A 12,370-nucleotide genomic window follows, 5' to 3' on the forward strand; every position below is an offset into this window, starting at 1 on the left:
TAGTTTATATCCGAATTATAAAATGTTCTTTTGCTTGTTCTTTTCTAAAAAAGAGCATTCCGCAATAGTACATATCTATGCTAACAGTAATGTATTTTATTTGAATAATTTCTTTCCAAATTTCCTGTTTTTGGTTAAGATTATCGATGAATACAATACTCTCATTATGTATAGGTGCCATTTCTAATATTTTTAGAAAATAACTTTTATCTTTTAAAATATCCAAATACATATAATTAGATGATTTGGAATCAATTTTAATTGATGGAAAATGAATTAAGATTTCTTTTTTTAACTTTTTATTGTCTGAAGCTAGATTAAGATTTGAAACCTTAAAGTATGCGATGCTTTTAAAAAAGGTATTTAAGTTTTTTTTTGAATGCTTTTTTTTGCCAGAGTACAAGCATTTGGTTACAAATGCATATACAAAAGGAGAATGTACACCATGTTGGTTGGTGGAGTTGAATAAGAATTTTATATATTTTGTTAGGTTGGGCACTATATTAAAATTACTCTTCCATCATTGCAGAAAGTTCAAACCAACGCTCTGTTTTGATTTCTATATCATTTTCTATTTGCTTTAATTCTTTTGAAAGTGCTGCAATTTCATCACCTGTAAGCGTACCATCCATGAATTTTTCTTGCGTCTCAATTTTACTAGCCTCTAATTTCTGAATATCTTTTTCGATACGATTATATTCTTTCTGTTCGTTAAAAGATAGTTTTTTAGCTTTCCCTTCATTTTTCCATGAACCTTTTTCTGAAGGTACTACGTTATCTTGTGTTTTCTCTTTTTTAGCAGCTCTATTTTCTATCACAACACTGTCTTCATAAGCTCTAAAATCTGAGTAATTTCCTGGAAAATCTTCTACTTCGGTATTACCTCTAAAAACAAATAAGTGGTCTACAATTTTATCCATAAAATACCTATCATGCGAAACAACTAAAAGACAGCCTGGAAAATCCATTAAAAAACTTTCTAAAACATTAAGGGTAACAATATCTAAATCGTTTGTAGGTTCATCTAAGATTAAAAAATTTGGATTTTGTATAAGAACGGTACATAGATACAGGCGTTTGCGTTCACCACCGCTCAGTTTTTCTACAAAATCGTATTGTTTTTTACGATCAAAAAGAAAACGCTCTAAAAGTTGTTGCGCTGAAATTTGCCGCCCTTTTTGTAACGGAATATAATCACCAAATTCTCGAATAACATCAATTACTTTTTGCCCTTCTTTTATATTGATTCCTTTTTGAGTATAATACCCAAACTTTATAGTTTCCCCAACAATTACTTTACCACTGTCTGGTTTTTCTGTCCCTGTAATGATATTTAAAAAAGTAGATTTTCCAGCACCGTTTTTTCCAATAATCCCAATGCGTTCTCCTCGTAAAAAATTATACTCAAATTTGTCTAAAATAGGTTTGCCAGGGTATGACTTAGAAATTTTATGAAGTTCAAGAATTTTACTTCCCATACGTTCCATATTAATCTCTAATTGTACTTCGTGATCTTTTCTACGTTTACTAGCTTTCTCTTTTATATGATAGAAATCATCAATTCTAGATTTAGATTTTGTGGTTCGTGCTTTTGGTTGCTTTCGCATCCAATTTAATTCCTTTTTAAATAATAGTTTAGATTTATGTTGTTCTGTGTTTTCTTGTTCTATTCTGGCTTCCTTTTTCTCTAAATAATAGGAATAATTACCCTTGTATGGATGTAAAATGCCTTCGTCTAATTCTATAATTTCATTGCATACACGCTCTAAAAAATAACGGTCATGTGTTACCATAAAAAGCGTAATGTTTTCTTTAGCAAAGTATTGCTCCAACCACTCGATCATCTCTAAATCTAAATGGTTTGTAGGCTCATCTAAAATCAGTAAATCTGGCTTATTGATGAGCGCATTGGCAAGTGCAATCCGTTTTTTTTGCCCACCAGATAGAACATTTACTTTTAAAGAAACATCATCTAAATTTAATTTAGAAAGGATCTGTTTGTACTGACTTTCAAAATCCCAAGCAGAAAAGCGTTCCATAGCTTCAAAAGCAGCTTGGTATGCGTCTTGGTCTTCTGGGTTTTCTAGTGCTTTTTCATACGCTCTAATTACTTTTAAAACCTCATTATCTGAAGCAAAAATAGTTTGTTCTATAGTTAAGGTAGGATCTAAATTTGGTTCTTGCGCTAAAAACGAAACACGTATACCTTTTCTATAATTTACTTTACCAGCATCTGGAGTATCTAAACCAGATAAGATATTTAAAATAGACGTTTTTCCACTTCCATTTTTTGCAATAAAAGCAATTTTTTGATCTTTATTAATCCCAAAAGAAATATTATCAAAAAGGACATGCTCGCCATATGCTTTGGCTATATTTTCTACAGACAGTAGGTTCATTTGCGTGATTATGAATTAAATAAAAGGTTTATTTAGCCATCAAAACTATTTATAAAAGAGAATTAATATATGTTTCTGTACAGTTAAGAACTATAAATGATTTGTAATTAATATAAACTTATACTGGCTTTAACCTAACATATTTTAAATCTTATTTTATTTAAAAGGATTGCTTTTTTAACCAAGACTGTAAAAATACATATCTGATGGCTAATGCTAGCATTATAATGATAATTAAAGGGGAGAATATTTGAATTTTAAAGATCCATACTACAGTAGTAACTATAAGTAAGCTTAAAAGAAATAATATATACTTTCTAGACCAACGGGGTAAATTACTTTTTTGGAGCGTAAAAAATGCAAAAACAAGGTTTAAAGGAAAAACCCATAAAAAATTAAAGTTTTCTACAGTAGCTTTATGGTCAGTACCAAACCATAAAAAAAGAACTAAAATACCAGCAATACCAGTCGCAAAGAATAAAAAGAAATCTAAAGCCCTATTTCTTGTTTTATTTTTATGATCACGGTAGCTAACAAAAACAGTAAGAATCAATAATACAGATAAGCAAAATAATGGGGAAAGGAAAAAAGAACTATTTTTTTCTGTAGGTGTTTCTTCTAGTAGAAGAGTACTTTCTGTTGTTATTGCTTTTCCATTCATATAGGTATTTGACATTTGCTCAAAAACATATAGCGGTAAAAACAGATGTTCTTTTTTGGTCGCTTTTCTATCGATTACAGATCCTAAGGCAAGGTCTATTCCAAAATTAGACCAAGAGTTGGTATCTAGATTTTCATGAATCAATTGCCTAAAAGTATTTTCTTTTACCAAATGATCATAATTATAGCTAATATGATCACCAAAAACAGTTGAAAAGACTATAGGAATTTTAGTAGCACAGTTATCAAATAAAAAATCATATTTGTAATATCTGTTTTCGGGCAAGTGATTATCTTCTAAGAACTTAAATAATTGGTTGCGTTCTGCTTGATTGATTTGTAATAGTTGTTCTTTTACCCATCTGTTTTCAATTTCGTAGGTGTACATAAAATTTTTAAAAGAATGCCTTGCCAATTGGTATAGTAATTTTCCTTGCGTAAATTTTAAATAGAAATTGGGAGTGTTAAAATCAAAATGTCCGTAATTATAAACAACATCTATCCTTAATTCAGGATCTTGAATTCGTATAGCAGTATGACCAAATTTAGAATGTAATTCATCAGCAGTGCCTACTGTTAGTAAGCTTACTTTAGATGAGGTAGATAATTCTGGAAGTTGTGAAAAACCAATTGTTGTACTAAGTAAAAAAAGAAAAAGAATTATTTTTTTTAATTGCATTGTAACTTCACTTTTTAGTCTTAAAAAACAAATATCTGAATAATTTGCTGTACTAAATAAGCGAAACAGAATTTTATACTATTTTTACGAAAACCAATCTTCATGAAAAAGTATATTCCCAATTTTATAACATTATTAAATGTACTTTGTGGGTGTATTGCTACTTTATTTGCTGTAATAGGGGAATTTCAACTTGTAGCGCTATTTGTATTTTTAGGAATATTTTTCGATTTTTTTGATGGTTTAGCATCCAGGGCTTTAGATGTTAAAAGTGAATTAGGCTTACAATTAGATTCTTTAGCAGATATGATTACAAGCGGTTTAGTACCAGGAATTGTAATGTTTAAGTTATTAGGGATGTCTATTTCTAGTGATTGGAATATGGAAACTTCTTTTGCTTTAGCGGATATACAATTAATGCCTTTTCTGGGGTTTTTAATTACAATGGCTTCAGCCTATCGTTTGGCAAAATTTAATATAGATGAAAACCAAACTTCATCTTTTATTGGTCTTCCAACACCTGCTAATGCCCTGCTCGTTATTTCTTTACCCTTAATTCTACTATATCAAAATAATGATTATTTAAATAGTATTATTCTAAACAAATGGTTTTTATTAGTAATCACGCTATTAAGTGCTTATCTGTTAAACGCAAAATTGGCGCTTTTTGCTTTAAAGTTTAAAAACTGGGGGTTTAAAGAGAATGGGCTGCGTTATATTTTTTTGATAATAAGTTTAGTACTGCTCATAACTTTACAATTTTTAGCAATACCTATAATTATTTTATTTTATATACTGGTTTCTTTATTTTGGAAAAGTACAGCTGATTAGCCTAAAACAATTTCTTTTTACGCAGCTCAAAATTCTGTCCTAAATACACTTTACGCACCATTTCATCAGCAGCAAGTTCTTCTGGTTCTCCTGATTTTAGGATGCCCCCTTCAAACATTAAATACGAACGTTCTGTAATGGCAAGTGTTTCTTGTACATTATGATCTGTAATTAAGATACCAATATTTTTGTCTTTTAATTGCGCAACAATACGTTGTATATCTTCTACAGCAACAGGATCTACACCAGCAAAAGGCTCATCTAATAAAATAAATTTTGGATCTGTTGCTAATGCACGTGCAATTTCGGTACGTCTACGTTCACCACCAGACAATAAATCACCACGGTTTTTACGAATATGACCTAAGCTAAATTCTTCAATGAGCGATTCCATTTTCATTTCTTGCTCTTTCTTACTCAGGTTCGTAAGTTGTAGTACACTTAATATGTTTTTTTCAATACTTAATTTTCTAAAAACAGAAGCCTCTTGTGCTAAATATCCAATTCCGTTTTGTGCTCTTTTGTACATCGGAAATTTAGTAATATTCATATTATCTAAGTAAATATTACCGCCATTAGGTTTTACGAGACCAACAATCATGTAAAAAGAAGTTGTTTTTCCTGCACCATTAGGTCCTAGAAGTCCAACTATTTCTCCTTGGTTTACTTCTAAAGAAATTCCTTTAACTACTTGCCGTCCTCTATAGGACTTCATAATATTGTCTGCACTTAACTTCATACTACTACTTAATTGTTTTGATGATTAGTTGAAAATGTTTTTAAAACTACTATCAATTGCAATTCCTGTTTAATGCTCAAAACTAATGTAAAAAATACGTAGTCAGTAGCAATTATATATTTTTTAACCTTCTTGTGTTTCTAAGGCTTCCCAATATTCATAGGCTCTTCGTAAATGTGGAATTACAATAGAACCACCAACTAAGGTAGCAATACTTAAGGTTTCCATAACCTCTTCTTTGCTAGCACCTTCATTATAAGAACTTTCTAAATGATATTTTACACAATCATCACAACGCAAAACAGCAGAAGCTACTAAACCTAATAATTCTTTTGTTTTTACATCTAAAGCACCAGCTGCATATGCATTGGTATCTAAATTAAAAATTCTTTTAATGACTTTATTGTTATCAGAAAGGATCTTATCATTCATTTTAGAACGATATGCATTAAATTCTTCAATTGGATTTGACATGCTTTTCTTTTTTTTCTTGCCGTTTTAAAACAACTTTTGATATATAAATACTAATTTGATATAAACCTAAAACTGGTACAGCTACTACAATCTGACTCACTACATCTGGTGGCGTAATAATGGCTGAAAGGATCAGTACAACAACGATTGCTATTTTACGATATTTTCTTAATATTTCTGGGGAAACTAGGCCTACTTTAGTTAAAAAATAAATAATGATAGGCAATTCAAAAATGAGTCCACAGGCAATAACAGATGACCTTACCGTAGCAATAAAAGAACTAATATCTATTTGATTTTGTATTTCTTCAGCTACTGAATAGGTACCTAAAAAGTTAATAGAAAAAGGAGCAACAATATAATATCCAAATATCACTCCTAAGAAAAATAAAAATGAAGCTATAAAAATAAAACCTTTGGAGTTTTTACGCTCATTCTCATATAAACCAGGGCTAATAAATTTCCACATTTCATATAATATGTATGGGAAGCCTACTATAAAACCAGCCCAAATAGATGTCCATATATGTGCAGAAAATTGCCCGGCCATGGTTCTATTCTGAATAGTGAATGGTAGTGCATCTGCACAAAAATCAGAATCGAAACCAAAAAAAGTAGCAATATTACAGAAGAATCTATATGTTGGGAAATTCATTTTTTTAGGACCAAATATGACCGTCTCAAAAATAAACTCCTTCATTATAAAGGCTACACAAGCAACAATAATAACAGCTAAAGTTGATCTAATTAAATGCCATCTTAATTCTTCTAAATGATCTAAAAAAGACATCTCAGCAGTACTAATTTTCTTTGCCATTATACTATACCTTCATTTATTAAATTATGCAAATGTACTACACCCTTATATTTTTCACCCTCTACAGCAAGCAGTTGCGAAATGCCATTTACTTGCATTAATTCTAAAGCTTTAACCGCTAATACATCAACAGCAACTGTTTTTGGCGCATGACTCATAATATCTTTTGCGGTTAGGTTTTTAATATTATCATGTTTGTTTAGCATTCTACGAATATCACCATCCGTTATAATGCCTACCAATTTATTATTTTCGGTAACAGCAGTCACCCCCAACATACTTTGAGAAATTTCTACAATTACTTTTTTTACCGGCGTGGTAATAGTTACTAAAGGTTTAGAATTATTTTCACAGATGTCCGAAACAGTCAAATATAGCCGTTTGCCTAACGCACCCCCTGGGTGATATTTGGCAAAATCTTTGCTTCCAAAATTTCTGAGCTTTAATAGGCTTATAGCCAACGCATCACCAAGTACTAATTGGGCTGTTGTACTGGTTGTTGGCGCTAAATTATTTGGGCAAGCCTCTTTTTCTACATAACTATTTAAAATATAATTTGCTTGTTTCCCCAATGCAGAATTTTCGTTTCCAGTAATTGCGATAAGCGTATTACCTCCTTTTTTCAGTAATGGGAGTAGCATTTTTATTTCTGCGGTATTACCGCTTTTAGAAATACAAATTACAGTATCATCTGCTTGTATCGTCCCTAAATCACCATGGATAGCATCAGCTGCATGCATAAAAATGGCTGGAGTACCAGTAGAATTTAGTGTAGCAACAATTTTGTTGGCTATCAGTGCACTTTTACCAATCCCAGTAATTACAACTCTGCCTTTAGAAGCAAGTATATGTTCTACTGCATTTGTAAAATGATCATTTAAAAATTGCGTTAAATTTTTAATAGCAATAGCTTCATTTTCAATAGTATTTCTTGCAATTTTTAAGATGTCGGTTGCTTTTTTCAAACTAATAATTTCATTTACTGATGATATTCCTAAAAGAATGTATTATATTGTTGTTACAAAATTACATAAACTATACGTTATATGTGATGAGTTATGTAAATTACTGCGCTTAGTTTTTAGAATTCTTGACAAGTGTTAAAAAAGGTTTAAATTTAGAGGTTTAAAATTGACAATAGGTAAATAAAATTATGAGTTTGAAGGAGATGGACTTGCATGCATCGTTAAAAAAATATTTTGGATTCTCAAAATTTAAAGGACTCCAAGAAGGTGTTATAAAAAGTATTCTTGAAGGGAAAAATAGTTTTGTAGTGATGCCCACAGGTGGAGGAAAATCACTTTGTTATCAATTACCAGCATTAATGCAAGAGGGTACAGCTATAGTAGTATCTCCTTTAATCGCTTTAATGAAAAACCAAGTAGATGCTATAAGAGGTATTTCTTCAGAAGACGGTGTAGCACATGTTTTAAACTCATCATTAACTAAAACAGAAATAAAACAGGTTAAGAGTGATATTACTAGCGGCATCACTAAACTTTTATATGTAGCTCCAGAATCTTTAACTAAAGATGAGTATGTAGCATTTTTACAATCTGTTAAAATATCTTTTGTTGCCGTAGATGAAGCACATTGTATTTCTGAGTGGGGTCATGATTTTAGACCTGAATATAGAAACCTTAAAGCTATTATTGGTAGATTAGATGTTAGTATTCCTATTGTTGGGCTTACAGCAACTGCTACTCCAAAAGTACAAGAAGATATTATTAAAAACTTGGGAATCTCTGATGCAAACCTCTTTAAAGCGTCATTTAATAGACCCAATTTGTACTACGAAGTACGCCCTAAAACACAAAATATAGAATCTGACATTATCCGTTTTGTAAAACAGAATTCTGGGAAATCGGGTATTATTTATTGCCTCAGTAGAAAAAGAGTAGAAGAACTAGCTCAGGTTCTTCAAGTCAACGGTGTTTCAGCCGTTCCATATCATGCAGGTTTTGATACCAAAACAAGATCTAAATATCAAGACATGTTTTTGATGGAAGATGTTGATGTAGTTGTTGCCACAATTGCATTTGGTATGGGTATAGATAAGCCAGATGTACGTTTTGTAATACATAATGATATTCCTAAAAGTATTGAAAGCTATTATCAAGAAACTGGTAGAGCTGGTAGAGATGGTGGAGAAGGACACTGTTTAGCGTTTTACTCCTATAAAGACATAGAGAAACTCGAAAAATTTATGTCAGGTAAACCAGTTGCTGAACAAGAAATTGGTAATGCATTATTACAGGAGATGGTTGCTTATGCAGAAACATCTATGTCTAGAAGGAAATTTATTCTTCATTACTTTGGAGAATCTTACGACGAGGTGAATGGTGATGGGGCTCTAATGGACGATAATACAAGAAATCCTAAAGAAAAAGTAGAAGCAAAAGAAGATTTGGTAAAATTAATCCAAGTAGTTAAAGGTACTATGGAGAAATTTAAATCTAAAGAAATTGTACTAACCTTAACGGGTAAAGTAAATGCTTTAATAGCTTCTCATAAAACAGATACAAAACCATTTTTTGGTATCGGAAAAGATAAAGATAAAGGACATTGGATGGCACTTGTACGTCAAGGTTTAGTAGCCGGATATCTTAGAAAAGAAATAGAACAGTATGGTATTCTGCATGTAACTCCTAAAGGTCATGATTATTTAGAAAAGCCAGTTTCTTTTATGATGACAAAAGATCATGTGTACAGCCAAGAAGCAGATGATGCTATCGTAAGCGCTTCTAAAAACGCAGGTGGTGTTGCTGATGCAAAATTACTTAAAGTGCTAAAAAGCTTAAGAAAAAGAGAAGCCGATAAATTAGGAGTACCACCTTTTGTAGTTTTCCAAGATCCTTCTCTTAATGATATGGCCTTAAAATATCCTATTTCTACAGTAGAATTAGTTAATATTCATGGAGTAGGTGAGGGAAAGGCTAAAAAGTATGGAAAACCTTTTGTAGATTTTATTAAAAGCTATGTAGAAGAGAATGATATTTTGCGACCAGATGATTTAGTGGTAAAAAGTACAGGTGCAAATTCTGCCTTAAAACTCTATATAATTCAGAATGTAGATAGAAAGTTACCCTTAGATGATATTGCTTCTGCTAAAGGTTTAGAGCTTCCAGAACTTATTAAAGAAATGGAATTAATAGTTTATAGTGGTACAAAGCTTAATATTAATTATTGGATTGATGAAATTTTAGACGAAGATCAGCAAGAAGAAATCCATGAATATTTCTTAGAAGCAGAAACAGATAGTATAGAAGAAGCAATTAATGAGTTTGATGACGATTATGAAGATGAAGAATTACGTTTATACCGCCTTAAATTTATAAGTGAAGTTGCTAATTAAATTCTGATTACAATAATTTAAAATAAAAAAACGACTCTTATTTAAGAGTCGTTTTTTATGTCTATTAAAAATATTTTTTAAATGTCATCAAAATCAACATCAGTAAAACTACCCGTTTCTTTTGTAGTTACTTCTTGTATGTTGTTTTCTTCTTTCTTATAATCTCTTTGATGGCGTTCAGAAATCACTTCATGACCTTTTTCATCAATGATATAGTTCATCATTTCATCAACATTTTCTTTAAAAGCAGCAAAATCCTCCTTGTAAAGATAAATTTTATGTTTTTTGTAATGGAAAGATCCATCATCATGTGTAAATTTTTTGCTTTCTGTTATTGTTAAATAATAATCTCCAGCCTTTGTACTTCTTACATCAAAAAAATAAGTTCTTCTTCCTGCTCTTAAAACTTTTGAGTAAATATCTTCTTGATCCATTGAATCTTTATCCCCCATATTCAATCTATATTAGTATTAATATTTAAGTGTTTGCTTATCAAAAGTGAAAAAAAAAACCTAATCTGCCAACCTTTTTTTAGTTTTCTTTCTCAAGTAATTGATCCTCATAGAGTTGCTTATAGTACCCATCTAATTCAATAAGCTCATTATGAGCTCCATTTTGTAAAATTTCTCCATCTTGTAAAACAATCGTTTTATCTGCATTTTTGGCTGTAGAAATACGATGACTTACAATGATGGTTGTTTTATTTTTAGAGATACTTTTTAAATTCGTTAAAATTTCTTCTTCTGTTTCTGTATCCACAGCAGAAAGGCTATCATCAAAAAGGTAAATCTGTGGATCTTTAATTAAGGCTCTAGCTATAGAAACTCTTTGTTTCTGACCACCACTTAAGGTAATACCACGTTCTCCTAATATGGTATTGTATTTTTCTGTAAAGCCCATGATATTTTCATGAACTTTTGCTTTTTTAGCAATAGTAATAATTTCTTCATCAGTGGCATTCTCTTTTCCAAACTTTATATTGTTTTTTATAGTATCAGAAAATAAGAAGGAATCTTGAGGAACAGCTCCTACCGAATTTCTAACATTGTTTAGGTTTAATTTTTTAATTGGAATATCATCAATTAAAATTTCGCCTGAAGAAACATCATATAAACGTGCAATAAGATCTAAAATCGTAGATTTTCCACATCCAGTTTTACCAATAAAGGCTACAGTTTCTCCTTTTTCTATAGTGAACGATAAATTTTTTAAAGCTGTAATATTAGTGTCTTCATATGTAAATGTAACGTTTCTAAACTCAATTTTACCATCAATTTTTGTGTCCTCGGTATTTTCATTTTTTATTTCGGGAAGCACATTCAAAAACTCATTAATACGTTTTTGAGAAGCTTCAGCTCTTTGGATAATTGAAGTTAACCAACCTACAATAGCTACAGGCCAAGTTAACATATTTACATATATGATAAACTCAGCAATAACTCCAATAGAGGCAATCTCCCCGCTAATATATTGTTTGCCGCCAATATAAATTACAAAAATATTGCTAATCCCAATTAACAGGATCATAAGTGGAAAAAACCAAGCATTTATTTTGGCTAAATCCATACTTTTTTCTTTCCCTTCTAAAGCTAATTCTGTTAATTCAGTATTGGTTCTAGCTTCTAATCCATAGGCTTTAATTACCGAAATTCCAGAAAAAGATTCTTGTGTAAATGTTGATAATCGAGATAAATATTCTTGTACTGCCGTACTACGCTTATGTATTACTTTACTAATTTTATAGATCAAAACAGATAAAATAGGTAAGGGAATTAGTGTATAAAGTGCCAAGGTAGGAGCTGTAATAAACATTAATGGAATTATACAAGCAAAAAGCGTAATAGTATTCATACCATACATAATGGCAGGGCCACCGTACATCCGGATACTACCAACATCTTCGCTAATCCGCGTCATTAAATCTCCAGTTCTATTTTTTTTATAAAAATTTAGGCTAAGTAATTGGTAGTGATCAAAAACTTCATTTTTTAAATCGTACTCAATATATCTGGATACATTAATGATGGTTTGCCTCATTAAAAAAGTAAAAAAGGCAGATAATAAAGTAGTCCCTAAAATAATTAGGATGTAATAAGTAAGTTCAGATTGTGCAAACTCACTGGTAATAGTGCCATTAAATTTATCCTCTACAACCGTAATAGATTTTTTTACGTATGAAGGCATTACTAAAGAAAAAATACGTGCAGTAACAGTTATTAATAAACCTATAAATAGTTTAAAACCATATTTTTTAAAGTATTTATTAATATATTTTAATTCCTTCATACAAATTTTAAGCTAATATTAATCTTTAAAAAGTTGTGCAAATATAGAACATTACAATGCAAACAAATGTTATAAAACCCCTAAGATTTAATGCTATAATGGTGCAGTGTTATTAAAAATATAATATTAT

General features: G+C 30.6%; 11 protein-coding genes. 2 read left to right on the forward strand and 9 right to left on the reverse strand.

Features of this window, described 5'->3' with window-relative positions:
- Positions 1-4: 4 nt before the first annotated feature.
- The 3 genes from ACZ451_RS13115 to ACZ451_RS13125 form a co-directional block, all read right to left on the reverse strand.
- Entirely contained in the window at positions 5-181 is a 177-nt protein-coding gene (locus ACZ451_RS13115) for a hypothetical protein (RefSeq protein ID WP_464213125.1), read from the reverse strand.
- Positions 182-509: 328 nt separating this feature from the next.
- Positions 510-2,399, reverse strand: coding sequence for an ABC-F family ATP-binding cassette domain-containing protein (locus ACZ451_RS13120; protein ID WP_464213127.1), 1,890 nt, complete (start codon positions 2,397-2,399; stop codon positions 510-512).
- Between the two features lie 160 nt (positions 2,400-2,559).
- Positions 2,560-3,738: a lipoprotein N-acyltransferase Lnb domain-containing protein gene (locus ACZ451_RS13125; RefSeq protein WP_464213129.1), complete on the reverse strand. Its 1,179-nt coding sequence runs from the start codon at positions 3,736-3,738 to the stop codon at positions 2,560-2,562.
- A gap of 102 nt (positions 3,739-3,840) precedes the next feature.
- On the opposite strand from ACZ451_RS13125, the gene ACZ451_RS13130 reads away from it, so the two are divergent.
- A complete protein-coding gene (locus tag ACZ451_RS13130; protein ID WP_464213131.1) occupies positions 3,841-4,569 on the forward strand; it encodes a CDP-alcohol phosphatidyltransferase family protein in 729 nt (242 codons plus the stop codon).
- 1 nt (position 4,570) lies between these two features.
- Here the strand turns inward: ACZ451_RS13130 and lptB are convergent, their stop codons facing one another.
- The 4 genes from lptB to ACZ451_RS13150 all read right to left on the reverse strand — a co-directional run bounded on the left by lptB (position 4,571) and on the right by ACZ451_RS13150 (position 7,564).
- The gene (lptB, locus tag ACZ451_RS13135; RefSeq protein ID WP_464213133.1) at positions 4,571-5,308 is read right to left on the reverse strand and encodes an LPS export ABC transporter ATP-binding protein; all 738 of its coding nucleotides are present in this window, start codon (positions 5,306-5,308) and stop codon (positions 4,571-4,573) included.
- A gap of 123 nt (positions 5,309-5,431) precedes the next feature.
- Positions 5,432-5,782, reverse strand: a complete 351-nt coding sequence (locus ACZ451_RS13140) for a carboxymuconolactone decarboxylase family protein (protein WP_464213135.1) — start codon at positions 5,780-5,782, stop codon at positions 5,432-5,434.
- The gene (gene tatC, locus ACZ451_RS13145; protein WP_464213137.1) at positions 5,766-6,599 is read right to left on the reverse strand and encodes a twin-arginine translocase subunit TatC; all 834 of its coding nucleotides are present in this window, start codon (positions 6,597-6,599) and stop codon (positions 5,766-5,768) included. Before tatC ends, ACZ451_RS13140 begins: the two co-directional genes overlap by 17 nt.
- Positions 6,599-7,564 carry a KpsF/GutQ family sugar-phosphate isomerase gene (locus ACZ451_RS13150; RefSeq protein ID WP_464213139.1) on the reverse strand — a complete coding sequence of 322 codons (966 nt, stop codon included), beginning with the start codon at positions 7,562-7,564 and terminating at the stop codon, positions 6,599-6,601. Before ACZ451_RS13150 ends, tatC begins: the two co-directional genes overlap by 1 nt.
- A 188-nt stretch (positions 7,565-7,752) precedes the next feature.
- Here ACZ451_RS13150 and recQ point away from each other — a divergent pair, with 188 nt between their 5' ends.
- Entirely contained in the window at positions 7,753-9,954 is a 2,202-nt protein-coding gene (gene recQ / locus ACZ451_RS13155) for a DNA helicase RecQ (RefSeq protein ID WP_464213141.1), read from the forward strand.
- Positions 9,955-10,031: 77 nt separating this feature from the next.
- Here recQ and ACZ451_RS13160 read toward each other — a convergent pair whose 3' ends face one another.
- On the reverse strand, positions 10,032-10,406 hold the full coding sequence (locus tag ACZ451_RS13160; RefSeq protein WP_464213143.1) for a PUR family DNA/RNA-binding protein: 375 nt from the start codon (positions 10,404-10,406) through the stop codon (positions 10,032-10,034).
- A gap of 79 nt (positions 10,407-10,485) precedes the next feature.
- A complete protein-coding gene (locus ACZ451_RS13165) occupies positions 10,486-12,240 on the reverse strand; it encodes an ABC transporter ATP-binding protein (RefSeq protein WP_464213145.1) in 1,755 nt (584 codons plus the stop codon).
- Positions 12,241-12,370 lie beyond the last annotated feature (130 nt).

The sequence above is a fragment of the Allocellulophaga tsushimaensis genome (genome assembly GCF_055383085.1).

Coding starts and splice junctions, on each gene's coding strand:
- ACZ451_RS13115 (WP_464213125.1), bottom strand. CDS start 181: ATGGCACCTATACATAATGAGAGTATTGTATTCATCGATAATCTTAAC.
- ACZ451_RS13120 (WP_464213127.1), bottom strand. CDS start 2,399: ATGAACCTACTGTCTGTAGAAAATATAGCCAAAGCATATGGCGAGCAT.
- ACZ451_RS13125 (WP_464213129.1), bottom strand. CDS start 3,738: ATGCAATTAAAAAAAATAATTCTTTTTCTTTTTTTACTTAGTACAACA.
- ACZ451_RS13130 (WP_464213131.1), top strand. CDS start 3,841: ATGAAAAAGTATATTCCCAATTTTATAACATTATTAAATGTACTTTGT.
- lptB (WP_464213133.1), bottom strand. CDS start 5,308: ATGAAGTTAAGTGCAGACAATATTATGAAGTCCTATAGAGGACGGCAA.
- ACZ451_RS13140 (WP_464213135.1), bottom strand. CDS start 5,782: ATGTCAAATCCAATTGAAGAATTTAATGCATATCGTTCTAAAATGAAT.
- tatC (WP_464213137.1), bottom strand. CDS start 6,599: ATGGCAAAGAAAATTAGTACTGCTGAGATGTCTTTTTTAGATCATTTA.
- recQ (WP_464213141.1), top strand. CDS start 7,753: ATGAGTTTGAAGGAGATGGACTTGCATGCATCGTTAAAAAAATATTTT.
- ACZ451_RS13160 (WP_464213143.1), bottom strand. CDS start 10,406: ATGGGGGATAAAGATTCAATGGATCAAGAAGATATTTACTCAAAAGTT.
- ACZ451_RS13165 (WP_464213145.1), bottom strand. CDS start 12,240: ATGAAGGAATTAAAATATATTAATAAATACTTTAAAAAATATGGTTTT.